Origin of the sequence: Mycobacterium sp. (assembly GCF_019247615.1) — a bacterium.
GTDB lineage: Bacteria > Actinomycetota > Actinomycetes > Mycobacteriales > Mycobacteriaceae > Mycobacterium.
This window is the reverse complement of the sequence record NZ_JAFBAT010000145.1, coordinates 1-24,637: the sequence shown is the minus strand read 5'-3', so window position 1 is coordinate 24,637 and position 24,637 is coordinate 1. Positions and strand designations below refer to the sequence as shown.

Genomic DNA, 24,637 nt, shown 5'->3' with positions numbered 1-24,637 from the left:
CTCCGGTGGTGACGTCCCCGGACAGCAGGGGCATAGACGCCATGGATACCCCCGGCACACCGCTGGCCTGGGTGATGGTGCGCTGGTAATGGCGGTTGGCGATGTCGGGACGCAAAATGACTGGCACCTTTGCGTTTTCGCACAGGGCAAAGATCGGGTCGGCGTCGGCGAAATAGATGGTATGCAGCGGGTCGGGTTCGGGTTTGTCAGGTCGCTGCGGCCACTCGGCCACCAACACCGTCGCATGAATGCTGTGATCGTTGTACCGAAGGAAGCTGACGTCGACGCCGAGGATGTTCACCAGTTCGGCAAGTATTTCGGTGCTGATATCGGTGGCGGTGCTACTCGTCGCACCCATCAGCTTGGTGGCCACCGTGGTGACGATGGAGTTCAGAGTCCTTGGGCCAGTTTGGCTTTCCATGTCGCTGCTACCTCGGCGCGCACATGCTGGCGCTCAGCGGGCGGCGTCGCGCCGGCACCGAAGGCGCGGGCCCGGCGACAAGCCGGAGCAGCAATATCTCATGTTCCCCCGCGGCGAGCCCGACGAGTGCCCGAAACCCTTGCCGTAGCGTCCGCAGCCGCTCGGCGTAGCGGGCGGACAACGTCTGCAGGTCCTGGTCGTTGTGCGCGTACAGAAACACCGGCGACACGGGATGCACGCCGAATCCGCTTTGTTGCGCGGCGATCCATAGCGCTTCCAGCGCCGCGCCGCCGCGGGCGTAGTCGGTGAGCGCTGAGCCCTCGATGGCGACGACGGCCAGCGCGGCGCTCGCGGTGACACGTTGGCGGATGATGTCGCCCAGCGCCGCGCCCGCGTCCCAGCGCGCGAGCTCGGCCATGACATCCGGACGCCGAATGAGGTCCAGCGCCGCCAACTCCCCTGAGTCGAGCTCCAGGCCACGGACGTCGATACCTGTCTCCGGCGACGGATCCGTCGGCCAGCGCAGCTCGGACACCATATCCGCATGCAAGCGGGGCGTCAGATAGCGGATGCGGTCGGCCTGCGACAGTATGTCGGCCACTGCCTCGATTTCCTGGCGATCCGTGATCAGCCGGAGTCGCGCGCCCTCGTCCGCCGTGACCGCCTCCAGCCGGGCAGCAATGGCCGGCTGGACCGCGACCGGAGTACCGGCGTGACGATTGGTTTGTCGTGCCAGCATCGGCGCGTACAACTCCGCGAGTCGCGGGTCATCGCCGTTGCCCCACACCATTTCTCCCTGAAGCGCCGTGTCCGGGTGGTTGTCGTCGAAGCTGACCGGGCCCAGCGCCGCGCACGCGGCCGCCGCAATGCGCGCGTTGAACATGGCCGCGCCCAGCGCGACCGCGCTGGCGCGGAATTCGACGTCCATTGTTGAGGAGTCCTCCGCCGCCAGCAGCATCTGAATAGAGTTGTCACCCACGACGATTCGCCACGGTTGTGAGTTGCCCCCGGACGGCGCGCGGATTGCGGCGTCGGCGACCACGTCGGCGATCCGGGCTTCTCCCGCGCCGGCACCGGCAAGGGGGGCTGCGCCCGACGCCGCCGCCACGTCTTCACCACGCGTCACCGGTTGGTCGATTCGATCCAGGATGTCAGCCAGGTTGATCTGGATACGTCCGGACCGCAGGGGCTCGCCCATCCCTATCCGCCGCACCGCCTCGGCGACCGCCGCCGCGCCCAGCCAGATATCGCTGGCCAGCTGGGGCCAACCCGTCAGCGTCTGCCCGACCTCTACCAGCGATGCCGCCCCGCGCGCCGAAAGACGCGCGGGATCGAGCAGGCGCAGCAGGTAGGGAAGCTTGTCCCTGGTCGACAAACCAGCCAACGCCGTCGCGTCGATATCACCGAGAAGCCCGTGCAGGATTGGCGGCCGGGGTTGGAGGTCGAACCGCTCGACGTCGAGCTGGCCCCGATCGCTGGTGGCCATGAGCACCGGAATGCCGCGGTTGCGGGCGGCCTGACGGATCAACACCTTGATGTCGAGGGAATCGGCTTGGTCAACGAGGACATCCAAACCGTCGAGGAAGCGATCGACGAGTTCAGTTGTCACACCGGAAGTGAACACCTCCACGTCCAAATAGGGGTCGAGTTCCGCGATTCGCCGCGCCGCGACCGTGGCCTTGTTGAGGCCCAGCTCAAGGACCGATGCGGGAACCCTGTTCAGATTGGGCAGCTCGAGCACGTCCCCATCGGCCAACCGCAACGCGCCGCAAAGCCCTTGCACCGCCAAACAATACGCGACCGCATGCCCGGAGCTCAGGCCAACCACGCCAATCCGCTGGCGTTGCAACCGTTGTTGCTCGGAGGCGGTGATGAGGTGCCTGTTGCGATCCAGGCGCGCGACAGCAAACGCGCGCGGGCCAGGGACCTTGACTACTGCGTTGCGCCATGGGTAGTACACCCACCGGTGCTTGTGATCGGAGTCCGCGGGTTCGCGGTCGAGACGGTCGACGAATTCGATGCCCGGAGTTGCGCGCAGCCGGTCCAGCACGTCTCGGTCGGCCGCATCGTCGGCGAGAACCACTGCACGACACGTGTCGTCGCGCCCATGGTTGTGGTCCATTCCCCGACTCCCATCGATGCCGTCCCCAATTCGCTTACGCCGAAATACGACCGATGATTTCGGAGTTCTCTGCGCACATCAGCTTAAATTGCTCGGGCTCGGCGTGTGTCGCTATGGTGCGGCGGTCCCACCACATGACCTTGGTTCGGTAGTTCTCATCAGGATAGGCGGCCGCCGGAATCCGCGCGGCCACGACGCCCCCGGAGGAGCGCCACTGCTCCAGCACATGTGCCGCCGCGGTGGCCATGACGAACTGAACGTCCAGGAGCGTCATCATCGGCAACGCGGTGCGGGCCAGCACCCTCGACAGCGCCCGGCCGCCGTAATCCCGGGAATCGGTCCAGGCGCTCTTGACTTCGACGACGCCGAAGGGCAGCCGGTTGGCGATCATCCGGCGCAGCTCGGTACGCCCCGGGCTGCCGTTCCACTCCTCGAGCGCATGAGAGTCCTCGGGCGATCGCAGTGGGCCCACGACCCGTGTGCCCCCGATCACCCGACCTGCCGGGTCGACGGCGGCGAAAAACAGCGCGGTGTCGGCGCCGTCACGAACGGCGTCGATGTCGAGCACCCATTCCAGCCCGTGCCGGCGATAGCTGCGCAGCGCCCCGTCGAGGTATCTATCCCATAATTCGGGCTCCACCTCCGGACTAGAGGCCGTTATCAAACATCCGGTCGCCTGATCACGCCAGCGCCATCGGCCTTCCACGCACGAGCCGTCGATCGATTTGCCAGCGAGCAGAACCGCTTCCATAGGTATCCCTTCGTCTCCGAACCGCGCCATCTTTGGCTGATTCCGTGTGGCGCGACTTGAATTATTTCCCAATTTGGGCACACGGCGAATAATTGAGCTAATTTGATTCTCCCTCGATCCACCCAGCGAAGGCGTCGCACCTACCGCAGGTCGATGCGGGCAACAAGGCCAGGGTTTGCTGGCACGGCCCCTCGACTGTCCTTCGGCTGGGTGACACGAAAGCGTGGGCGTCGCGTGATTGCCGCGCAGACGGGCGGCTGTCCTTGCGTGCCGGCGTCCCGAGGCGGCGATCGGCTTGGCGTAGCGCGCTCTAAGCAGTACCCATTGCAAGCTGCCGGCGAATTCGGGATTGCTTCGCTGCGCCCGGCCTCAGGCAATCCTGGGCACGTTGCTAACTTTGGCTGTTTGGAATCGCAGAATTCCACAATTTCGTCAGCGGTTACTTTTCGGTAGGCATTAGCTGGGCGCCTGTTCGCCAACCGCGTACCATGAGCGCACACTCCGCCACTTCCACCGCCGAGCCGGGCACCGCCTACGAGCGGGCGGCGCTGCGGCCGCTTCGCGCGACCTCGGTGCCCACGGCGACGCGAAATTTCGACCGGCGGCCACGGTAGCGTGTTGTCATGCCCGAGGAAGCAATGCCCCCCGAGGCCCCTGAGCCCCGCTACGACAGCGCCGGTGTGCCGACATTTGAATCCGTGCGCGAAAAAATCGAATCCCGGTACGCGACCGCTCAGGGTGCGGCGGAAATCGACGCCGAGACTCCCGAGGGCCGCGCGGTGCAGGAGCAGTACCAGGAGCGCCAGCGCGCCGCGGCCGAGTGGCTGGCGCAGATCCGAGAGTCGATGCGCTCCGACGAGCGTTGAGCGTTGCGCGCTTCACCGTCGGCGAACAGCGTAAAGCTTGGCCCGCAAGCATTTTCTTTCCACACGCCACTCCCCGCTCACGCAAGTCATGGCCGGGGGCTGCACGCCGCCTCGACTCCCCGCCCTGGTGTGCGCTGCTGCCGGGCCTGGACGCCAACGGCAACGCCGGCCCCATTTGCACCTGGCGGCGCTTTTCGGCGTGTCGTGCGCGACGTTTCAGTGTCGCGGCGAAAGCCGCTCAGGCGCTGACGCCGACGACGTCGGCGAGGAACTTTCCGGTGTAGCTTTCCGGTACCGAGGCGATGTGCTCCGGAGTGCCTTGAGCGACGACGGTTCCGCCCTCGGCGCCGCCCTCCGGCCCCATGTCGACGATCCAGTCCGACGTCTTGATCACGTCGAGGTTGTGCTCGATGACAATGACCGTATTGCCTTTGTCGACCAGGCCGTTGATGACGTTCAGCAGCTTGCGGATGTCGTCGAAATGCAGCCCGGTGGTGGGCTCGTCGAGGATGTAGATGGTGCGCCCGGTCGAGCGCTTCTGCAGTTCCGCGGCCAGCTTGACGCGCTGCGCCTCGCCACCCGACAGCGTGGGGGCGGGCTGACCCAGCCGCACATAGCCCAGGCCGACGTCGACGAGCGTGCGCAGATAACGGTGAATACCGGTGATCGGCTCGAAGAACTCGGCGGCTTCCTCGATCGACATGTCCAACACTTCGGAGATCGTCTTGCCCTTGTAATGGACCTCGAGGGTTTCCCGGTTGTACCGGGCGCCCTGGCAGACCTCGCACGGCACGTATACGTCCGGCAGGAAGTTCATCTCGATCTTGATGGTGCCGTCGCCGGTGCAGGCCTCGCAGCGACCGCCCTTGACGTTGAACGAGAATCGGCCGGGTTGGTATCCACGGACCTTCGCCTCGGTGGTGGCCGCGAACAGCGTACGGATCTTGTCGAATACCCCGGTGTAGGTCGCCGGGTTGGATCGCGGCGTGCGGCCGATCGGCGATTGGTCCACCCGCACCAGCTTGTCCAGGTGGTCGAGTCCGGTGACCCGAGTGTGACGGCCCGGGACTTGCCGCGCGCCATTGAGCCGGTTGGCCAGCACGGCGGCCAGGATGTCGTTGACCAGCGTCGACTTACCGGAGCCGGAGACGCCCGTCACCGCGGTCAGCACGCCCAGGGGAAACGACACGTCCAGCCCCCGCAGGTTGTGCTCGCGGGCGCCGACGACGGTCAGCTGGCGTCGCCGGTCGACGGGGCGCCGGACGGCGGGAACATCGATACTTTCCTTGCCCGACAGGTAGGCGCCGGTGATCGAGTCCTCGTTGGCCAGCAGTTCTGCGTAGGTTCCGCTGTGCACGATCCGGCCGCCATGCTCGCCCGCCCCCGGCCCGATGTCGACGATCCAGTCGGCATGCGCGATGGTGTCCTCGTCGTGCTCGACCACGATCAGCGTGTTTCCCAAATCCCTTAAGCGGGTTAGGGTTTCGATGAGGCGACGGTTGTCGCGCTGATGCAGGCCGATGGACGGCTCGTCGAGCACGTAGAGGACGCCGACCAGGCCCGACCCGATCTGGGTGGCCAGCCGGATGCGTTGTGCCTCACCGCCGGACAGCGTGGCCGCCGCCCGCGACAGGGACAGATAATCCAGCCCCACATCGAGCAGGAAGCCGAGCCGGGACTGGATCTCCTTGAGCACCTGTCCCGCGATCGCCTGCTCGCGCGGACCCAGCGTGAGCGCGTTCAAGAAATCGGAACAGTCGGAAATGGACAGCTCGCTCACCTCGGCGATCGACTTCGCACCGCGATCCCCAGCCGCTAGCGTCACGGCCAGGATCTCCGGCTTCAGCCGGGTGCCCTCGCACACCGGGCAGGGCACATCGCGCATGAAGCCCTCGTATCGCTCCTTCATCTGCTCGGATTCGGTCTGGCTCATCTTGCGCTGCAGGAACGTAAGCACGCCCTCGAAATCGGCGTAGTACGACCGGGTGCGCCCGTACCGGTTGCGATACCGCACATGCACCTGCTGGTCGGATCCCTCGAGGATCGCCTTGCGCGCCTTGGCCGGGAGTTTTCGCCACGGCGTGTCGACGTCGAATCCCAGCGCGTCACCCAGTCCGGCCATCATCCGGACGAAGTACTCCGCGGTGTGACCCGTCGACCACGGCGCAACCGCGCCCTCGGCCAGCGTGCGGTCGGCGTCGGGCACCACGAGGTCCGGGTCGACCTCCTTGCGGATGCCCAGGCCGGTGCACTCGGGGCAGGCGCCGTAGGGCGAGTTGAACGAGAACGAGCGCGGTTCCAGGTCGTCGACCGCCAGCGCGTGCCCGTTGGGGCAGGCCAGCTTCTCGGAGAACCGCTGCTCGCGGTTATGCGCGTCATGTTCGTGATCGATAAATTCGAGCACCACGATGCCGTCAGCCAGCTTCAGTGCGGTCTCCACCGAGTCGGTCAGCCGCTGCTTGGCAGCGGCCTTGACCGTCAGGCGGTCCACCACCACCTCGATGTCGTGCTTCTCCTGCTTCTTCAGCTTCGGCGGATCGGTTAGCGAATGGACCACGCCGTCCACCCGTACCCGGCTGTATCCCTGCGCGTTGAGCTTCTCGAACAGGTCGGCGAACTCGCCCTTGCGGGTGCGCACCACCGGCGCGAGCACCAGGAAGCGCGTGCCCTCCGGCATTGCCAGCACCTGGTCGACGATTTGCTGCGGAGTTTGGCGGGCGATCCGGTGTCCGCAGACCGGGCAGTGGGGTGTGCCCGCGCGCGCATAGAGCAGACGCAGGTAGTCGTAGACCTCGGTGATCGTCCCTACAGTCGATCGGGGGTTGCGGTTGGTCGACTTCTGGTCGATCGACACCGCGGGCGAGAGACCTTCGATGAAGTCGACGTCCGGCTTGTCCATCTGCCCCAGGAACTGGCGGGCGTAGGCCGACAGCGACTCCACGTAGCGGCGCTGGCCCTCGGCGAAGATGGTGTCGAACGCCAGTGAGGACTTGCCCGATCCGGACAACCCCGTGAAGACGATCAGCGAGTCCCGCGGCAGGTCGAGGTCGACGCCTCGCAAATTGTGTTCGCGGGCGCCCTTGATGATCAGGCGGTCGGCCACGCTGCCTCTCTCAGGAACTATTTCGCAACTTTCGAGTGCTCCAGCGGTTCTGAAACCAAAACTGCGCAGGGCGCATTCCATGCTATGTGCCCATACCGACAAGCATTGTTCGACCAGTAACGTGACCGCTATGACCGCCGTGAAGGACAACTACACCGGACACGTCGACCCTGGCACCGCGGCTCGCCGGACCCTACCCGGCGCCACGATCTTAAAGGCGTCGGTGGGCCCGATGGACAACAACGCGTATCTCGTCACATGTTCCGCGACCGGAGACACACTGCTAGTCGACGCCGCCAACGACGCTGACGTCCTGATCGGCCTGATCCAAGAGCATGCGCCCAAGGTGACGTTGATCGTGACCAGTCACCAGCACTTCGATCACTGGCAGGCGCTGGAGTCCGTGGCCGCCGCGACGGGCGCACCGACCGCCGCCAACGAGATTGATGCCGGGCCCCTGCCGGTCAAGCCGGACCGTTTGCTGGCCGGCGGCGACACCGTGCAGATCGGCGACCTCAGCTTCGACGTCATCCACCTCCGCGGCCACACGCCCGGATCGATCGCCCTGGCCCTCGACGGGCCCGCCACCGGCGGTGTCACCCAGCTGTTCACGGGCGACTGCCTGTTCCCCGGCGGTCTCGGGCGGACCACGAAGCCGGCCGAATTCGACTCGCTATACCAGGACGTGAAGACCCGGGTGTTCGACCGTTTCGGCGACGACACGGTCGTCTACCCGGGCCACGGTGACGACACGACGCTGGGCGCCGAGCGTCCGCATCTCGAGGAGTGGCGCGAGCGGCGTTGGTGAGCGCCCTAATTCGTGGTGTGCACGATCAGCACGTCGACCTTGGCCCGACGGGAGACGTTGGCCGGCACGGATCCGAGCAGCCGGCCCGCGATCGTGCTCAGGCCGACATTTCCGACAACCAACAGGTCGGCTTTTTCGTCCTCGGCCAGCTTCACGAGGGCGTCAACGGGAGCGCCCTCGATGGGCCGCTCTTCCACGTTCTTGGCGCCCGCCTTGTGCGCCCGCTCTTTGGCGTCCTGCAGGATCGAGTAGATCGGGCCAGCACCGGACACCTTGTAGCTTTCATTCCGCAGCACGTCGGCGGCGCGGGTGTCCTCGTGCTGGGGCAGATATGCCGACGCGACAATCAACTTGGCGTCGGCCCCGGCGATTGCGGCCGCCCGGTCCACCGCGCGAAACGATGAATCCGAGCCGTCGGTCCCGACGACCACGGTCCGATAGGCGCTCATTTACCCTCCCAGTGTCGGTTGCTACGCCAACCCAAGACAGTATCGCTTTTGCCCGATAAAGAGCAGTCAGAATCAACCACACAGCCACGGAGTGGCGAAACGGGAATTGCCGGGCCTTGCTGCGCCGACGACAGAATTCCGCGGTGAAATACCAGCCGGCGCTGGTGTTCGCGATGAAAAGGGTTCCATAGGGCGGGTTCTCGCGAAATGGCCGACTCATGGTGAGCCGGTTGGTGTGGTGCGCCCTACAGTGACAGGCATCATGTCTATGCCCACCTTGCAGCGCCGCGCCGCGGGGGCCGTGGCAGAGCGCGGGCCCGTGCGTCGGCGCGGCCGGTTGCTCGATCCCTGGGCGATCGCCGCGTTCGCCGCCGTGATCAGCGCCGCCTGGGCCTGCAGGCCTTCCCTTTGGTTTGACGAGGGCGCGACCATTTCGGCTTCGGCGAGCCGCACGCTGCCTGAGCTGTGGAAGCTGCTGGGCCACATCGATGCTGTTCACGGGCTGTATTACCTGCTGATGCACGGCTGGTTCGCGATTTTTCCGGCCACCGAATTCTGGTCGCGGGTGCCGAGCGCGCTGGCGATCGGGGCCGCGGCCGCCGGCGCCACTGTGTTCGTCCGGCAGTTTCTCTGCGGCCGAGCGACGGCGCTGTGCGCCGGTGCGGTTTTCGCCATCCTGCCTCGGACCACGTGGGCGGGCATCGAGGCGCGTTCGTATGCGTTCGCGGCCGCCGCGGCCGTCTGGCTGACGGTGTTGCTGGTCACCGCCCTCCGGCGCAATCGGCCCAGGGTGTGGGTGGCTTACGCGGTGGCGTTGACGCTGGCGATTCTGCTGAATCTGAACCTGGTGCTGCTGGTGTTTGTGTACGCCGCGATGCTGCCGGTGCTGACGCCGAAGGACTCCCGCAAGTCGCCGGTGGTTTGGTGGGCAGCCAGTTCCGCGATCGCCGTCGGCATCATGACGCCGTTCATGGTGTTCGCCCACAACCAGGTCTGGCAGGTCAACTGGATCTACCCGGTGAGCTGGCATTACGCCTTCGACATCATCCTTCGGCAGTATTTCGACCACAGCGTCCCGTTCGCGATTCTCACGGGCGTGCTCATCGCGGCCGCGGCCGTGGCGCGCCTGAGGGGAGTGCAGGGCCCGGCCGGCGACGCGCGCACCCTGCTGATCATCTGCACGGCATGGATCGTCATCCCCACCGCGCTCGTCGTCGTCTACTCGGCTGTCGGTGAACCGATCTACTACCCGCGCTACCTGATCTTCACGGCGCCGGCGGCGGCCGTCGTCATGGCAGTTTGCATCGTCACCATCGCGCGGCGACCGTGGGCGATCGCGGCTGTGGTGCTGCTGTTCGCCGCGGCCGCGCTGCCCAACTACCTCTTCGTCCAGCGCTGGCCCTACGCCAAGGAAGGCTGGGATTACAGCCAGGTGGCCGACCTGATCGGCTCGCACGCGGCCCCGGGTGACTGCCTGATAGTGGACAACACAGTGCCGTGGCGGCCGGGGCCGATCCGCGCCCTGCTGGCCACCCGCCCGGAGGCCTTCCGGTCGTTGATAGACGTCGAACGCGGCGCGTACGGACCCAAGGTCGGCTCGTTGTGGGACGGCCACGTCGCGGTCTGGCTGACGACCGCCAAGATCAACAAGTGCACCACCATCTGGACCATCACCGACAAAGACAAGTCACTGCCCGATCACCAGACCGGCCAGTCGCTGCCCACGGGAACCGCGTTCGGGCGTGCACCCGCGTATCGATTCCCCGGCTACCTGGGCTTCCGCATCGTCGAGCGCTGGCAATTTCATTACTCACAGGTCGTCAGATCGACGCGGTGACGGGCGCGTAGAACCGCCGCTTGCGGGTGCCTGAGTGGCATGCAGGTTTGGCCACCGCATGCGTCACTTCAGGCCGGCGGCGTCCATTCCCCGCAGTTCCTTCTTGAGGTCGGCGATCTCGTCGCGAAACCTGGCCGCCAGCTCGAACTGCAAATCACGCGCGGCGGCCATCATCTGTGCGGTGAGATCCTTGATCAGATCGGCCAGTTCGGCGCGCGGCATGGACGCGACGTCGCGGCCCTCGAACACCCCGGCGCTGACGGCGCGACCGGGCTCACCCTGGGCACGCCGACCGCGGGACGCGTTGCGCCCGGACCCGCCGACCCCGACGGTCTCGGTGTCGTCTGCCTCGCGATAGACCTGGTCGAGGATGTCGGCGATCTTCTTGCGGAGCGGCTGCGGGTCGATGCCATTGGCCTCGTTGTAGGCGATCTGCTTCGCCCGCCGACGTTCGGTTTCGTCGATCGCCTCCTTCATGGAGTCGGTGATCGTGTCGGCGTACATGTGGACTTCGCCGGACACGTTGCGGGCGGCGCGGCCGATGGTCTGGATCAGGCTGCGCGCCGACCGCAAGAAACCTTCCTTGTCGGCGTCGAGGATCGCCACCAGCGACACCTCGGGGAGGTCGAGGCCCTCGCGCAGCAGGTTGATGCCGACCAGCACGTCGTAGTCGCCCAATCGCAGCTGGCGCAGCAGTTCGACGCGGCGCAGGGTGTCGACCTCGGAGTGCAGGTAGCGCACACGGATGCCCATCTCCAGCAGGTAGTCGGTGAGGTCCTCGGCCATCTTCTTGGTCAGCGTCGTCACGAGCACCCGCTGGTCGGCCTCGGCGCGCGCGCGGATCTCACCGATCAGGTCGTCAATCTGTCCCTTCGTCGGCTTGACCACCACCTTCGGGTCGACCAGGCCGGTGGGTCGGATCACCTGTTCGACGAACTCGCCACCGGTCTGGCTGAGCTCGTACGGCCCGGGCGTAGCCGACAGGTAGACCGTCTGGCCGATCCGGGCGGCGAACTCCTCCCACGTCAACGGGCGGTTGTCGCACGCCGATGGCAACCTGAACCCGTACTCCACGAGGTTTCGCTTGCGCGACATGTCGCCCTCGTACATGCCGCCGATTTGCGGCACCGTGACATGCGATTCGTCGATGACGAGCAGGAAGTCCTCCGGGAAGTAGTCGAGCAAGGTCGCCGGCGGCGAGCCCGGCCCCCGGCCGTCGATGTGCCGAGAGTAGTTCTCGATGCCCGAGCAGAACCCGACCTGACGCATCATCTCGATGTCGTAGTTGGTGCGCATCCGCAGCCGCTGGGCCTCCAGCAGCTTGCCCTGGCGTTCCAGTTCGGCGAGCCGCTCCGCCAACTCCTGCTCGATGGTCGAGATGGCGTGGGCCATCCGCTCAGGTCCGGCCACGTAATGCGTCGCGGGGAAGATCCGCAGCGAGTCCACCTGGCGGATCACCTCGCCGGTCAGCGGGTGCAGGTAGTACAGCGCCTCGATTTCATCGCCGAAGAACTCGATGCGAACCGCCAGCTCCTCATACGACGGGATGATCTCCACGGTGTCGCCACGCACGCGGAACGACCCGCGGGTGAAGGACAGATCGTTCCGGTTGTACTGCACGTCGACCAGCAGCCGCAGCAACGCGTCCCGTGGAACCTCGATGCCCACTCGGAGTTCGACGGAGCGGTCGAGATAGGACTGCGGGGTGCCCAGGCCGTAAATGCAGGACACCGACGCCACGACCACCACGTCGCGGCGGGACAGCAGCGACGACGTCGCGGAGTGCCGCAGCCGTTCCACGTCGTCGTTGATCGAGCTGTCCTTCTCGATGTAGGTGTCGGTCTGGGCGATGTACGCCTCTGGCTGGTAGTAGTCGTAGTACGAGACGAAGTACTCGACGGCGTTGTGCGGCAACATCTCTCGCAATTCGTTGGCCAATTGGGCGGCCAGCGTCTTATTGGGCGCCATCACCAGGGTGGGGCGTTGCAGCCGCTCGATCAGCCACGCCGTGGTGGCCGATTTGCCGGTGCCGGTGGCGCCCAGGAGCACGACGTCGCGCTCCCCCGCGCGGATTCGCCGTTCGAGCTCGTCGATCGCGGCCGGCTGATCTCCTGCAGGGGCGTGCGGGCTGACCACCTCGAAGCGGCCGCCGGCGCGCACCAACCCTTCGACGTCCTCTGCGGCCGGGCGGTATTCCGAGTGCGCAACTACTGGGTGCTCAGTGGCGAAAGCCATGCCACCAGGGTAGAGCGGCGCACCGACAAGTGTCCCGGTGCTGGTCGTAGGATCAAGTCGATGACGAGTTCTTCCGAGCTAGTGGCGGTCGACCTAACGCAGGACGAACGCGATTTCATTCGCCAGGCCCTGCAGCAGTGGGAGTCTTCGGCCGCTGGGCAACCATTTCCGTTTCAGGTTTTGGGGTTGTCAACGTGGGGGGAATTCGGCGAACAGACCTTGCGCCTTGAACGTGCGATCACCGGTTGCCAGCCGCTGACCGATCTGGATTGGGCACGAGTGTTGTTCTTAACCGAAGTCACTTGGGCAAGTGACCTGATCGGATCGGGCCTGGACTTTGACGTGGTCACCAGTTTCTCCGATACGGAGGCCGTGAGCTTGTTGCGCGGCCTGCAACGCAAGATCGGCGGCATCCGGCGCGCGAAGTTGTTGTTTCCGACCGGTGGCCGGACGCGTACCGCCGAGGAAATCGAGGAAGACGAACGTTGGGCCGAAAACGTGCGTCGCGAGCAGCAGGGGCGCCAATACCCGCCGGGGTTATGAGCGGCAGCCGTTCACCAGGCCGCGCCTACGATCCGTAGCCACCTCTCGAGGCGACGGCCGGCAACCCCAGCCCGTGTCTCGCCACACTGACCGTTCGGAGGCCCTCGCAAACTCAAGAGCGTTGCTGCCAGGGTGCGGAGGCGGTCGGTGGTGGTCTTAGGATCGATTCGATGACAAGTTCTATGGAATTTGTGGCCGCGGACCTGACCGAGAGGGAGCGCGACTTTATCTCGCAAGCGCTCGAACAGTGGGCGTTGGCGGCGTCCGTGATGCCCTTTCCATTTCAAATTCTGGGCTTATCGACGTGGGATGAGTTCGGAGAGTTGACGTTTCGCCTTCAACATGCCGTGACTGATAACGAGCCGCTAACCGATCTAGATTGGGCACGGGTCCTCTATCTGACGGAGTGTTCCTGGGCGAGCGAAGTTGTCGGCGCGGGCCGAGGTTTCGCGACCGTCACGGGATACTCGGACACCGAGGCGGTGAGTTTGCTGCGCGGTTTGCAACGCAAAATCGGCGGCATCAAGCGTGCGAGATTGTTGTTTCCGCACGGCGGCCCGCCCCGCACCGCCGAGTAAGACCGACGAACGAGAACGGTGACTCGAACCGCCACGTCGTGAAGAAGCACGGATCAGAATCGCTTCGCGGGCCGTCAACGCAGACGGCCCCGGGTAATCCCGAGCACCCCGGGGGAACGGCAATGCGGTCAATCTTGCCGATGCCACCAGCGGGGATTAGCCCGTGCAGAGTCGTAGATGTCATAGACCGCGCCCCCACGCAGCAGTTCTCGTCGCTAGTCCTATTCCCACCCGATTGAGAATCATTCGCCGTGATCCCACGGGTCAGGGTCCAGATCGCCGAGCACCGGCGGCTGGTGATGGCCGGCGTGTGGAGGCGGTTCCAACCTAGGTCCGAAGGGCGTTGCGGGTCCACCGCCGAACGAGGGCCCCCTGCCGCCCCTCACCCCAGGTGTCGGCTGCGATTCCTCCGGCGGAGGCGCTGCTCGTGGCGCCGATGGGGCCTGCGGTGCAGGTGCGGGAGGTGCCATTTCGCCAGGAGCGACGGGCGGGAGCCGTCCCGGCGGAGGAGGTGGAAGGGGCTCGACCGACCGGGTGCGCTGCTCAAAGTAATCCTGCGGGGTCCGCCAGTTACTACCAGGATGCGGCTCAGGCGCGTAAGTAGTGCCATAGTCTCGGCCCTTTGGATTGATCTGAATGATCTTGCCCGCGCGAAGCAGCGTTAGCGCGCCCGAATCGATATCGGTACCGAAGCGGGTATTAGGGTCATTCATTGACTCATAGATCCAGCGGGCTAGGTCGCGCTCGGTCCATCCCTTCGGAAAATCCTCCGCGTGCTTGTCAAAGGCGTGACCGTGAGCAATTTCGATAGCCACTTGCTGTTTTTGCTCGTCGGTCCAGCCCGCGAACGGATTGCCCGGCGGCCCCGGTGGCGGCGGGTCCTGTTTGAACGTGTGGTTGTCGACGGCTTGGATTTTGGGATCCCGCGAAGTGCCGGAATCCTGCGGAAAGGTGTCGCGGATGCCGGCTACAGCCGCGGTGACTTTCGCCGCGACCTGTTGATCGAGCCCCAGTAATTGGAGGGCGCGCTGCCGGATGTCAGCGGCGAAGGTTTGTGCCTGCGCTTCCCGGGCGGCGCGCAGCGCGGGCGTACCGCCAGTGGAGCGATCGGTGACCGACATGTTTTCGCGCACATCGAATCCCGCGGCGTTGGCGTCTTCGATCGCGTGGCGCAGCCGCGAGCGGGCGGCAAACAGATCCGCGGCTCCGCTGCGGGCGACTTTCGCCGCCGCCTGCAGTTGGTCCGCCGCCGCGCTCGTCGTCAGCATGTCAGCGTGGGTCGCCATGCGCAGCGCGTCGGCGCCTTCACCTTGCCAATCGACAGCAAGCGCCTCCCGCCACACCTGGTTCGCTACCCCATAGCTGCGCGCACCGACGGCCTCCCAGTGGTCGGCCGCCGCCGTGAGATGTTCGGTGGGCCAGGACAACAGCCCGGACAGGTCGGGAAACCCCGCGACCCCGGACATTCGCTACCTGCCAATCACCGCGGACATCTCGTTGGCCGCGTCAGCCTCGTTGGCGACGTATCGCGCGTCAGCCTCAGAAACGTGCGTCGCGTGGGCACCCACGCGCGCGGACAACGCCGCCGTGAACGCCGTAACCTCCGCATGGGCGGCGGCTATTGCCGCGGCGCTGGCCTGACACGACAAGCCGAGCCCCTCCGGAGCCGCCGGATTGCTCAGCTCACCGACCGATGCGGCCCATCGGCCGGCCATGGCCTGCACACCAGCGACGTCCACACGCATACGCGGAAGTTTATTCGGACTCTCGGGCCGCGAAAGTCAGTCACGACCACACGAGCGTGCGCAGAATGACGCGCTGCGCGGCGTGGCGACGGGTCGATACGCGCGCGCGCAGCCGAAAGACGCCAGGATCTACCCGGCGGGGCGGGTCCACGTACGGCTGACGGGATCGCACTGCAGCAAGTAGCCGTCGTTGGAGGTGGACATGGCGAACACCGAAGTGTTCGGCCGGTCGCACGAGCTGCCGGAGGCGTGCACTCCCATCGTGATCGGCGCCTTGGCCCACACGTTGCTTTCGCAAACGACCTGCTCGTTGTTGGTCGGGTCATAGGCGAGCTTGTCGACATCGCCGCACGACCCGCCAAGCACTGGCGGCACCGGCTGGGACGGCGTGTCCGAGGTGCTGACCAACTGGTTGGGATCGGCCACGTCCACGCCCGCCGGCGCGTCCCCCACCCGCGTGGCCACCACGGGCACCCGTACCACCGCCCCCCGGGCCCCGCACTCGTCGCTGAGCACGGTCTCGGTTTGCGTGCCGCGCAGGGAGCCGTCGTTCTGCGGCGCCAACGACCAGGCGACGGTTTCTTGCTGGGTGGCCGGGGCTTGGCCGTTCGGCGGAGTGCAGCCGACGCGCTCCTGCTGGGGAGTGCCCTGCCAGTAGCCGGATATGAAGTGCAGCGTGTCGGTGTGGCCGCCGTCGACGGTGCTGGCAACCTGGTGGTCCGCGTCGTCGAGCTGGGTTCCGGTGGCCACGCACCCGTCGTTGCTTGTGCACACCCAGCGGAAGGCCCACCAGGCACTCGTGGCCCCGTCATGCCGGACGGGGATGCCGTTGCCGGTCAGCTTGCCGCGGTCGTAGGTCAACCGGAAGGTGCCGTTTTCCACCGGCCCGCCCGGTTTCGCGGGCGCAGCATTGGGCGCAGGCGCCGATGGCCTGGAGGCCAGCGAGGGGTCTCCGGAGGGGCTCGCCGGGCGAAACGAGTACAGCGTCGACCAGGTCGTCGCGACGGCGATCAGCACCGCGCAGACCAGCCCCGCCGCCCACCGCACGCGTGATGAAAACCTGCGCCGCATGGGCGGCAGCGCCGTCGAAGCGGCGCCGGCATCCTTTGCCGCTTCGGAAACCGCGTCGATCCGCGCGGTGATGGCGCCTGCGAACGCGCGGCACCGCTCGAACCGGTCCTCGGACCGCTTGGCGAGAGCTTTGCAGAACACGTCGTCGAGATACGCCAAATCCGGGCGCTGATCGCTGAGCCGGGGCGGATCCTCGTGCAAGTGCTGACTGATCACCGCGATCGGGTTGGAATGCTGGAACGGCGGCGCACCAGTGAGGAGATGGAAAGCCGTTGCCGCCAAAGCGTATTGGTCGGCCCGGCCGTCGATGTTGCAACCGGTCAGCTGTTCGGGCGCCGCATAGGCGACCGTTCCCACGGCGACATTGGTCTCGGTGATGCCGCTGATGTTGGCGAGGTGGCGCGCAACGCCGAAGTCCGCCAACAGGATTCGGCGCTCCCCGTCCCCTGGATGGGTGAGCAGGATGTTGGCGGGCTTGACGTCGCGGTGCAGCAGGCCGCGATCGTGCGCGTAGTCGAGAGCTCCCGCGACGGCTTGCACAATGGCACACACGTCCTGGACCGGCATGCCGTCCGGGTAGCGCTCCTTGACCAGCCGGGCGGCATCGGTTCCCTCGACATAGTCCATGGAAATCCAGAGGTGACCGTCGAATTCGCCGCGATCGTGGACCCCGACGATGTGCGGGTGCCACAGGGTGGCGGCCAGGTCGGCCTCCCGGTTGAACCGCTCGCGAAACTCGGGATCCGCGGTGACGGCCTCGGCGAGAACCTTGATCACGTCGCGACGCGGCAGCCGAGGATGCAAAGCCAGGTAGACCTCGGCCATTCCGCCCACGCCGAGCCGTCGCAGGATCGTATAGCCGTCGAATTTCGCGCCACTGCTGAGCGCGTGACGGCCACCGCCGGCTTCGCCGTTGTGCTCTTCCCCCGAAGGCTTCGGGTCCGGCGTCGAGAAGTCCCGCGTCGAGAAGTCGGGCGTCGAGAGGTCAGGCGCCGAGCCGACGGGCTGGATGCGGCGGAACAGCTGCGCCACGGTCGCCGACGGCAGCGAGTGAAAACCCATCCGCAGCGCCTCACGAGCCGCCCGCGGGTTGCTGAGCAGCCGTCGCCCGGCCTCGATGCGCCGGGCAGTCCCCCGATGTTCGTCCATACTGTGTGGGCCCCCCTGGTTTGTCCTCACTACCTGCGGGTGATCGCCGCAGCCTGATACGGGGCGGATCAGGATGACCGGCACGGTGGCGTGCACGGCGCGTGGCAACACGAAGCCTTGACTCCCGTCACGTAGGAATCATGCCCAACCTCGATTGGACCTTTGTCTCAGCAGGCTATGAAACAGCTATGAGTGCCCACTTCTTCATCCGAAGGACAAATCACAGCCGGGTCTCATGGAGCCGACTCACGCCGCCGACATACTTGAGTAGTGACCCGACCCGCCCCGCCTGTCCTGACAATTCGGCACGACGCGTCCCAACGGTCCTTCGCGCCGGGTCATGAGGTCGTCATCGGGCGCGACGTCAATGCCGACTTGCGCATCGCCGACCCGCGGATCTCCCGCGCTCACCTGATCCTGAGGTTCGATCAGGGGCGGTGGCTGGCGATCGATAACGGCTCGCTCAACGGAACCTACGTCAACGGCTACCGGATGCCCGTGATCCAGATCCATGACGGTCAGAGCATCAACGTCGGAAACCCACGAGGGCCCGAGCTGACCTTCGCGATCGGACCGCAGCGGGGGCAGGCAACCCGCACCGCCCAGCCGAGGCCGATGCAGGATTCCGGCCCGCCCACCCTGGCCTGGACAACGATCCCGGAACCGACAACTCCAATCGCTCCGCCGTCGCCGCGGCCCGGCCAGACGGGCAGCCAGCCGGGAAATCCCCCTCGCGGGCACCACCATGCGGCACCGCCGCGCCCGAGGCCGCCCCAGGAGTCCAGACCGCCCGGCCTACCCCCGCCCAGGCAGCCGATTCCGCCGCCGCGCCAGGGACCACCCTCGCGGATTCACACAGCAGGGCTGCCGGCCCAAGTGCAGCCGGCCCGTGGGCCGGCGCCAGACCCGCCGACGGAGGTCACCATCGATGCGGCCCGGCAGGAAGGCACGCCAGCGCCCGAGTCCACCGTGATCAACACCAAGACGGCCGACGTGTCGAACCTGGCGACGCGCTTCGTGAAGCTGCTCTCACCGCGGTTGTCATCGGCCTCGGGCACCGTCGGCGCCATGACGATCGGTCGCGCGGCCGAGAGCGACATCGTCGTCTCCGACGTCTTGGCCTCGCGTCAACACGCGACATTGATCCCCACGCCGCTGGGCACCGAGATCCGGGACAACAGCATCAACGGAACGTTCGTCAACGGCACCCGGGTGGGCTCGGCGATCTTGACGGAGGGCGACGTCGTCACCATTGGCAATGTCGATCTGGTGTTCCGCGGCGGGACGCTGATTCAGAGCAGCGAGGCGGCAACCCGCACGGGCGGTTTGGAGGTGCGGGGAGTCAAGTACGTCGTCGACAACGGCAAGCAACTGCTGGACGACATATCGCTGTCCGCCAGACCCGGCACGCTGACCGCTGTGATCGGCGGCTCGGGCGCCGGGAAGACCACGCTGGCCAGGCTGATCGCGGGTTATGTCCGCCCCAGCTCCGGCTCGGTCACCTTCGAGGGCCACGACATCCATGCCGAATACGCGTCGCTGCGCAGCAGGATCGGCATGGTTCCCCAGGACGACGTCGTGCATCGCCAGCTCACGATCAACCAGGCGCTGGGATACGCCGCCGAACTGCGGCTGCCCCCCGACACCGGCAAGGCCGACCGCGGCAAGGTGGTCGCCCAAGTGCTCGACGAACTCGACCTGACCAAGCACGCCGACACCCGCGTCGACAAGCTTTCGGGCGGTCAGCGCAAACGCGCCTCGGTGGCACTCGAGCTGCTGACCGGGCCATCGCTGTTGATCCTTGATGAGCCGACGTCGGGCCTCGACCCGGCACTGGACCACCAGGTCATGACCATGCTGCGGCAGCTGGCGGACGCGGGCCGCGTGGTGATCGTGGTGACGCACATGTTGTCGTACCTCGATGTCTGCGACCAGCTGCTGCTGGTGGCGCCGGGCGGCAAGACGGCCTACTGCGGCCCGCCCGACCAGATCGGTGAGGCGATGGGAACCACCAACTGGGCCAAGATCTTCACCCAGGTGGGCGCCGACCCCGAAGAAGCCAACCGGCGCTTTCTGGAACGGGCCGAGGCCCGGAAGCGGCCCCAAAGGCTGTTGCCGGAGAGGGCCGACGAGCCGGGCGACCTGGGCAAACCGGTGCACACCAGTGTGCGGCGCCAAATCTCGACGATCGCCCGCCGCCAAGTTCGCCTGGTGTTGGCCGACCGCGCCTACTTCATATTTCTGGCGCTCTTGCCGTTCATTCTCGGCGCGCTGTCCCTGACCGTTCCCGGAGGTAGCGGATTCGGCGTCCCGGACGCGCACGGCGGCACACCCGACGAATCCGCCCAGATCCTCAACCTGCTACTGCTCGCGGCCGCCTTCATGGGCACCGCGCTGACGATCCGCGACCTGGTCGGCGAACGCGCCATCTTCCAGCGCGAGCAGGCGGTCGGATTGTCGACGTCCGCCTACCTGCTCGCCAAAACCGTGGTGTTCTGCGTGTTCGCCGTCCTGCAGTCGGCGATCACCACCACGATCGTGGTGATAGGAAAGGGCGCCCCCACCCAGGGGCCCGTGCTGTTCGGAGCCGGCCCCCATGGCACCGCGTGGGCGACGGCCGAGCTGTTTGCGACGGTCGCCGCGACCTGTGTCGCGTCGGCCATTCTCGGCCTCGCCATCTCCTCGCTGGTCCGCTCGAGTGAGCAGATCATGCCGCTGTTTGTGGTGTCGATCATGGCGCAACTTGTGCTGTGCGGCGGGATGGTCCCAGTGACCGGCCGGCTCGGCCTCGGCCAGCTGTCTTTCGCGATGCCCGCACGCTGGGGCTACGCCGCGGCCGCGTCGACCGTCGACGTCCGGCACCTGGTACCGAGCTCCTTACTGCCCCAAGACCGGTTCTGGGAACACACATCGAGAATCTGGTTGTTCGACATGGGCATGCTGGCCGCGCTGTCGCTGTTCTATGCCACCTTTGTTCGGTGGCGCATCCGGCTCCGACGCTCGTGATTCATCCTCCCAAGCACGAGACGTTCGACCTCGGCGCGCGCACCAATACCGATCCCAAAGGCATCGTGCGGGCGGTCGACGAGTATGTGGTGCGCCCGTGGGGGCTTTACGTCGCCCGACCGACCCCCGGCAGGGCGCAGTTTCACTACCTCGAATCGTGGCTATTGCCGTCGTTGGGCTTGCGCGCCACCGTCTTCCACTTCAATCGGGGTCACGAACGAGACCAGGACTACTACCTCGATGTGGGCGAATACCAGCCCGGCGCGAGAGTCTGGCGTTCCGAGGACCACTACCTCGACATCGTGGTCCGCACCGGTTCGGGGGTCGAGCTGTCCGATGTCGATGAGCTCCTCGAGGCCGTGCGGCACGGCTTGCTCACCCCGGAGGTCGCCGAGCGCGCGGTGCGGCGCGCCGTCGCTGCCGTCGACGGGCTGGCCAGCAACGACTACGACCTCTCTCGGTGGGTGGCGAGCGTGGGCATGAATCTCACCTGGCAAGAGTCCGGCTAGTTTTCCGTTCCGGCAGGGGGGTATGCATCTCGCGTGCGCTTTCGCGAATACCGGCGTGGACGATGGGAGCGAAGGCGGCGCGACTCTGGCGGCGGCACGTGACGGGGTTGCCCGATCTGCCCGCATCGGTGCGCGCCGCGCTGCACGACGAGCCGGTGCCCGACTGGCGAGCTCCCACGCTGGCCACGCTGACCGAGAACCGGTTCTCCGACCCCCGCTGGATCTTCGAGCGCAAGTTCGACGGGATGCGCTGCCTGGCGTTCCGTGACGGCGATCGGGTGCGACTGCTGTCGCGAAATCGCCAGCCGCTCAACGGCACTTACCCGGAACTCGTTGATGCGCTCGGGGCGCAGCAGACGACCCGGTTCGTCGTGGACGGCGAGGTGGTGGCGTTCGTGGGCCGCCGTACCAGCTTCGGCCGCCTGCAGGGTCGTCTGGGCATCACCAAACCCGAGGTGGCCCGCGCATCCCCGGTCCGCGTCTTCTACTACGTTTTTGATCTGCTGCACGTCGGCGGCGAATCGACGATCGAGCTGCCGCTGCTGTGGCGTAAGAAGCTGCTGCGCAAGGTGATCGACTTCGACGACCCGCTGCGTTACACGACTCACCGCGTCAGTGACGGCCTCACGGCCTACCGAGCCGCATGCGCGCGCGGCGACGAGGGAGTGATCGCCAAGCTGGCCGACTCGAAGTACGACGGGCGCCGCTCGCCGAATTGGTTGAAGTTCAAGTGTGTCCGCGACCAAGAGTTCGTCGTGGGCGGATACACCAGCCCCAAGGGCAGCCGGATTGAGTTGGGCGCCCTGCTGCTGGGCTACCACGAAGGCGGCGATCTGGTCTACGCCGGCAAGGTGGGGACGGGGTTCGACGCACCCACCCTGCACCGCCTGCACGAGCGACTGTCGCCGATAGAGCGGGACTCGCCGCCATTCGACCGCGGTTTGGTGCGCCAGAGCGGTGCCCGCTGGGTACGACCGGAGCTCGTGGTTCAAATCGGTTTCAGTGAGTGGACGCGCGACGGCAAGCTGCGCCATCCGCGCTACCTCGGGTTGCGCACAGACAAAGATCCCGCGGACGTCGTGCGGGAGATGCGATGATGTCCCGTATCGAGGTCGAGGTGTGCGCGGTGGCGACCCCCCTGGAGTGGGATGAGCTGGATGCGCGCGGGTTACGTGCTGACTGGTTCACGATCCGTGACGTCGGTGAGCGCCTTGTGAAGCTTCGTGCCTGAACTGCCTGACGTACAAGGGTTTCGGCGCGAGCTGGGCGATACGGCGGCCGGCCGACGAATCCGCCGCGTCCGCGGCGGCCCCGGCGACGATGCGGTCCGTTCGCGGACCGTTGAGGAGTCGGGCAATGGATAGCCGAGTAGCCTCGGCAGTTATGAGCCTCAGCAAGCGCAGTTTGCTGCCGATCGCGGCGTTGACAGCTGTCGCGGTTGGCTCCCAGCTGAATCCGGCGAACGCGCGGGCCGACCTGCACAACATCACCTACCGGGCCAGGATCGACGGCGTGACCAACGGCAGCCAGGCCACCTTCGTCATCAACGGCAACCAGACGAACACCACCGGCCTGAGCTCGATCCCCGGCAGCGTATTCGAGGCCAACACGGTGTTGGCCGACCCGGCACAGGCCGGCATACAGATCTTGCTGCACTGGCCCTACTCGGCCAACGTGCACTGCGAGATCGACGTGGACGACAACGTCTTCACGCAGCAGGACCAGTTCGTCCGGCCGGGACCCGGCAACGGAGGCACCAAGAACGGTGTGCTGCAGTGCGGCGCACCCATACCCGGCTAGGGCTGCCATCCGGTTGAGTCGGCCCACTGCCACGCCCGGCGGTAGGCGTCGACGTACCACGGCTCCTTCGCGGCGGCATAGGACCCGATCGACCCCGTCTCACCGCCGCCGCGCTGTTCGGCGTCGCGCTTGACCGCCAGGTAGTCGGCGCGCACATCGGGGTCCGCCGTCAGCCAGTCGACGAATAACAGCGCGAACTGCTGATTGGGCCACCCGTCCACCCGGATGTGCACGTTGGTGGGCCTACCGGGGTCGGCCGAAGCGTGAATCCGCTTGTGCCACAAGCTCGGGTCATCGCTGTGGTCATAACGATCGAACGTGCTGCGTGCCCCGACATCCGAGGTTTTGGCAACGTCCTCGGTGATCCGATCGATGCGCGGGTAGCCGGCGGACAGCAGTGGATCGGCGAGTTCGTCTGCGACCGCAAGTGATTCGACGGTGATCTGGATGTCGATCACGTCCTTGGCCGGAAGTTCGGGCACCGCCGTCGAACCTATGTGGTCGACGCGCAGCGCACGGTGCCCGCACGCCGTTTTCAGGCGTGCCAGGACTCGTCCCGCCTGGTCCGGCCATGTCGGGTCGGGTGGAACCAGCCGCGCCGGGGCCCGGGCGATCCGGCGCGCACTGAGGTTGTGCGCTAACGGCATAATGCGGTTCTCCCACACGTCGTGGGTCCGCTGCGCCAAATCGTCTGGGCTGCCGGAGTTGTCCAGCCAAATGTCGGCGACGGCACGGCGTTGCTCGTCATCGGCCTGCGCGGCGATCCGGGCGCGCGCGTCGTCCTCGGACATGCCCCGCTGATCGACCAGGCGTCGCACGCGCAGCTCGACACCCGCATGCACCACAACGACCAGCGGGAACAGGGGCGCCATGCCTGACTCCACGAGCAGCGGAATATCTTCGACCACAACGGAATCCGCCGATACAGACGCGACGATCTCCGCGCGCCGCTTGCCCACCAGCGGGTGCGTGATGCCATTCAGCTTCTTGCGCGCCTCGTCGTCGCGAAAAGCTTTGGCGGCCAAGGCAGGGCGATCCAGCGATCCGTCCGGAAGCAAGATGTCCTCGCCGAACGCCTCCACGAGCGACGCCAGGCCCTCGGTGCCGGGCTCGACCACCTCGCGGGCGATGACGTCACCGTCGACGATGACCGCCCCGCACTCCGCGAAGGTCGCTGAGACCGCCGACTTCCCGGCGCCGATGCCACCGGTCAACCCGACGCGCAGCATGCCGAGAAAGCTGTTAGGCGTTACCCGCGAGCTTTTCCCGCAGCGCGGCTAACTGGGCGTCGCTGGCCAGCGACCCACCGGCCGCCTTCTCCGGTGGCGTGCCATTGCCCGGCGCCGATTCGCTGCTGGCGTGGCCGGCGGCATCGGCGGCGGCGAACTTCTCCATCTGCGCGGTGTGCATCTTGTGCCGGCGCTCGGCCTCGGCGTAGCGGGCTTCCCACTCAGTGCGCTGGGCGTCGAAACCTTCCAACCATTCGTTGGTCTCGGAGTCGAAACCCTCGGGGAAGATGTAGTTGCCCTGCTCGTCGTAGCTGTCGGCCATGCCGTACTTCGCCGGGTCGAACTCATCGGTGTAGTCCTCGTTGGCCTGCTTGAGCGACAACGAAATTCGGCGGCGCTCCAGGTCGATGTCGAT

The 24,637-nt window shown here is 66.5% G+C and carries 20 protein-coding genes and 2 pseudogenes; 11 read left to right on the top strand and 11 right to left on the bottom strand.

The genetic code is table 11. The features are described from left to right. From JO059_RS09800 to JO059_RS09790, 3 genes and pseudogenes are all read right to left on the bottom strand, one after another. Nucleotides 1-421, bottom strand: a pseudogene (locus JO059_RS09800) (hypothetical protein); the annotation flags it as partial. Between the two features lie 7 nt (nt 422-428). Next, entirely contained in the window at nt 429-2,543 is a 2,115-nt protein-coding gene (locus tag JO059_RS09795; protein WP_293316146.1) for an Rv1355c family protein, read from the bottom strand. A 34-nt stretch (nt 2,544-2,577) separates the two neighbouring features. Further along, a complete protein-coding gene (locus tag JO059_RS09790) occupies nt 2,578-3,294 on the bottom strand; it encodes a hypothetical protein (RefSeq protein WP_293316144.1) in 717 nt (238 codons plus the stop codon). 488 nt (nt 3,295-3,782) lie between these two features. Between JO059_RS09790 and JO059_RS09785 the strand changes: the two genes are divergently transcribed. After that, a complete protein-coding gene (locus tag JO059_RS09785; RefSeq protein ID WP_293316142.1) occupies nt 3,783-3,908 on the top strand; it encodes a hypothetical protein in 126 nt (41 codons plus the stop codon). Nucleotides 3,909-3,917: 9 nt separating this feature from the next. After that, nucleotides 3,918-4,160, top strand: a complete 243-nt coding sequence (locus JO059_RS09780; RefSeq protein WP_293316140.1) for a hypothetical protein — start codon at nt 3,918-3,920, stop codon at nt 4,158-4,160. A gap of 238 nt (nt 4,161-4,398) precedes the next feature. On the opposite strand, the gene uvrA is transcribed toward JO059_RS09780, so the two are convergent. Further along, a complete protein-coding gene (gene uvrA, locus JO059_RS09775; RefSeq protein ID WP_293316138.1) occupies nt 4,399-7,263 on the bottom strand; it encodes an excinuclease ABC subunit UvrA in 2,865 nt (954 codons plus the stop codon). Nucleotides 7,264-7,393: 130 nt separating this feature from the next. Here uvrA and JO059_RS09770 point away from each other — a divergent pair, with 130 nt between their 5' ends. Further along, entirely contained in the window at nt 7,394-8,071 is a 678-nt protein-coding gene (locus tag JO059_RS09770) for an MBL fold metallo-hydrolase (protein WP_293316136.1), read from the top strand. 5 nt (nt 8,072-8,076) lie between these two features. Here JO059_RS09770 and JO059_RS09765 read toward each other — a convergent pair whose 3' ends face one another. Continuing rightward, on the bottom strand, nt 8,077-8,520 hold the full coding sequence (locus JO059_RS09765) for a universal stress protein (protein ID WP_293316134.1): 444 nt from the start codon (nt 8,518-8,520) through the stop codon (nt 8,077-8,079). Between the two features lie 268 nt (nt 8,521-8,788). On the opposite strand from JO059_RS09765, the gene JO059_RS09760 reads away from it, so the two are divergent. Then, nucleotides 8,789-10,357: a glycosyltransferase family 39 protein gene (locus JO059_RS09760; protein WP_293316150.1), complete on the top strand. Its 1,569-nt coding sequence runs from the start codon at nt 8,789-8,791 to the stop codon at nt 10,355-10,357. Nucleotides 10,358-10,420: 63 nt separating this feature from the next. Here the strand turns inward: JO059_RS09760 and uvrB are convergent, their stop codons facing one another. Next, nucleotides 10,421-12,592 carry an excinuclease ABC subunit UvrB gene (uvrB, locus tag JO059_RS09755; RefSeq protein ID WP_293316132.1) on the bottom strand — a complete coding sequence of 724 codons (2,172 nt, stop codon included), beginning with the start codon at nt 12,590-12,592 and terminating at the stop codon, nt 10,421-10,423. Between uvrB and JO059_RS09750 the strand changes: the two genes are divergently transcribed. Both JO059_RS09750 and JO059_RS09745 read left to right on the top strand, forming a co-directional pair. Then, a complete protein-coding gene (locus tag JO059_RS09750; protein WP_293316130.1) occupies nt 12,557-13,135 on the top strand; it encodes a hypothetical protein in 579 nt (192 codons plus the stop codon). The genes uvrB and JO059_RS09750 overlap by 36 nt on opposite strands. A 170-nt stretch (nt 13,136-13,305) precedes the next feature. Further along, on the top strand, nt 13,306-13,713 hold the full coding sequence (locus JO059_RS09745; RefSeq protein WP_293316128.1) for a hypothetical protein: 408 nt from the start codon (nt 13,306-13,308) through the stop codon (nt 13,711-13,713). 242 nt (nt 13,714-13,955) lie between these two features. Here the strand turns inward: JO059_RS09745 and JO059_RS09740 are convergent, their stop codons facing one another. The 3 genes from JO059_RS09740 to JO059_RS09730 form a co-directional block, all read right to left on the bottom strand. Continuing rightward, entirely contained in the window at nt 13,956-15,179 is a 1,224-nt protein-coding gene (locus tag JO059_RS09740; protein ID WP_293316126.1) for a hypothetical protein, read from the bottom strand. A 3-nt stretch (nt 15,180-15,182) separates the two neighbouring features. Further along, nucleotides 15,183-15,458 (bottom strand): hypothetical protein, encoded by a 276-nt coding sequence (locus JO059_RS09735; RefSeq protein ID WP_293316124.1) that lies wholly within the window; start codon nt 15,456-15,458, stop codon nt 15,183-15,185. Nucleotides 15,459-15,587: 129 nt separating this feature from the next. Then, a complete protein-coding gene (locus JO059_RS09730; protein WP_293316122.1) occupies nt 15,588-17,678 on the bottom strand; it encodes a serine/threonine-protein kinase in 2,091 nt (696 codons plus the stop codon). 270 nt (nt 17,679-17,948) lie between these two features. On the opposite strand from JO059_RS09730, the gene JO059_RS09725 reads away from it, so the two are divergent. The 5 genes from JO059_RS09725 to JO059_RS09705 all read left to right on the top strand — a co-directional run bounded on the left by JO059_RS09725 (nt 17,949) and on the right by JO059_RS09705 (nt 22,993). Further along, on the top strand, nt 17,949-20,684 hold the full coding sequence (locus JO059_RS09725; protein WP_293316120.1) for an FHA domain-containing protein: 2,736 nt from the start codon (nt 17,949-17,951) through the stop codon (nt 20,682-20,684). 65 nt (nt 20,685-20,749) lie between these two features. Then, nucleotides 20,750-21,193 (top strand): DUF402 domain-containing protein, encoded by a 444-nt coding sequence (locus JO059_RS09720; RefSeq protein WP_293316148.1) that lies wholly within the window; start codon nt 20,750-20,752, stop codon nt 21,191-21,193. A 62-nt stretch (nt 21,194-21,255) separates the two neighbouring features. After that, complete coding sequence (gene ligD, locus JO059_RS09715) at nt 21,256-22,290, top strand: non-homologous end-joining DNA ligase (protein WP_293316118.1); 1,035 nt, start codon at nt 21,256-21,258, stop codon at nt 22,288-22,290. Continuing rightward, entirely contained in the window at nt 22,290-22,424 is a 135-nt protein-coding gene (locus tag JO059_RS09710; RefSeq protein WP_293316116.1) for a hypothetical protein, read from the top strand. The genes ligD and JO059_RS09710 overlap by 1 nt, the downstream gene beginning before the upstream one ends. A gap of 152 nt (nt 22,425-22,576) precedes the next feature. Continuing rightward, nucleotides 22,577-22,993 (top strand): hypothetical protein, encoded by a 417-nt coding sequence (locus JO059_RS09705; RefSeq protein ID WP_293316114.1) that lies wholly within the window; start codon nt 22,577-22,579, stop codon nt 22,991-22,993. Here JO059_RS09705 and coaE read toward each other — a convergent pair. Together coaE and rpsA are read right to left on the bottom strand one after the other, a co-directional pair. Further along, the gene (gene coaE / locus JO059_RS09700) at nt 22,990-24,222 is read right to left on the bottom strand and encodes a dephospho-CoA kinase (protein WP_293316112.1); all 1,233 of its coding nucleotides are present in this window, start codon (nt 24,220-24,222) and stop codon (nt 22,990-22,992) included. The two genes, JO059_RS09705 and coaE, sit on opposite strands and share 4 nt — an antisense overlap. Before the next feature lie 13 nt (nt 24,223-24,235). Beyond that, nucleotides 24,236-24,637: pseudogene (gene rpsA, locus JO059_RS09695) on the bottom strand (30S ribosomal protein S1); the annotation flags it as partial.

Excerpts from the sequence above, each read along its gene's own strand:
- JO059_RS09795 (WP_293316146.1), bottom strand. The coding sequence starts at position 2,543 with ATGGACCACAACCATGGGCGCGACGACACGTGTCGTGCAGTGGTTCTC.
- JO059_RS09790 (WP_293316144.1), bottom strand. The coding sequence starts at position 3,294 with ATGGAAGCGGTTCTGCTCGCTGGCAAATCGATCGACGGCTCGTGCGTG.
- JO059_RS09785 (WP_293316142.1), top strand. The coding sequence starts at position 3,783 with ATGAGCGCACACTCCGCCACTTCCACCGCCGAGCCGGGCACCGCCTAC.
- JO059_RS09780 (WP_293316140.1), top strand. The coding sequence starts at position 3,918 with ATGCCCGAGGAAGCAATGCCCCCCGAGGCCCCTGAGCCCCGCTACGAC.
- JO059_RS09770 (WP_293316136.1), top strand. The coding sequence starts at position 7,394 with ATGACCGCCGTGAAGGACAACTACACCGGACACGTCGACCCTGGCACC.
- JO059_RS09765 (WP_293316134.1), bottom strand. The coding sequence starts at position 8,520 with ATGAGCGCCTATCGGACCGTGGTCGTCGGGACCGACGGCTCGGATTCA.
- JO059_RS09760 (WP_293316150.1), top strand. The coding sequence starts at position 8,789 with ATGCCCACCTTGCAGCGCCGCGCCGCGGGGGCCGTGGCAGAGCGCGGG.
- uvrB (WP_293316132.1), bottom strand. The coding sequence starts at position 12,592 with ATGGCTTTCGCCACTGAGCACCCAGTAGTTGCGCACTCGGAATACCGC.
- JO059_RS09745 (WP_293316128.1), top strand. The coding sequence starts at position 13,306 with ATGACAAGTTCTATGGAATTTGTGGCCGCGGACCTGACCGAGAGGGAG.
- JO059_RS09740 (WP_293316126.1), bottom strand. The coding sequence starts at position 15,179 with ATGTCCGGGGTCGCGGGGTTTCCCGACCTGTCCGGGCTGTTGTCCTGG.
- JO059_RS09735 (WP_293316124.1), bottom strand. The coding sequence starts at position 15,458 with ATGCGTGTGGACGTCGCTGGTGTGCAGGCCATGGCCGGCCGATGGGCC.
- JO059_RS09730 (WP_293316122.1), bottom strand. The coding sequence starts at position 17,678 with ATGGACGAACATCGGGGGACTGCCCGGCGCATCGAGGCCGGGCGACGG.
- ligD (WP_293316118.1), top strand. The coding sequence starts at position 21,256 with ATGGGAGCGAAGGCGGCGCGACTCTGGCGGCGGCACGTGACGGGGTTG.
- JO059_RS09710 (WP_293316116.1), top strand. The coding sequence starts at position 22,290 with ATGTCCCGTATCGAGGTCGAGGTGTGCGCGGTGGCGACCCCCCTGGAG.
- JO059_RS09705 (WP_293316114.1), top strand. The coding sequence starts at position 22,577 with ATGAGCCTCAGCAAGCGCAGTTTGCTGCCGATCGCGGCGTTGACAGCT.
- coaE (WP_293316112.1), bottom strand. The coding sequence starts at position 24,222 with ATGCTGCGCGTCGGGTTGACCGGTGGCATCGGCGCCGGGAAGTCGGCG.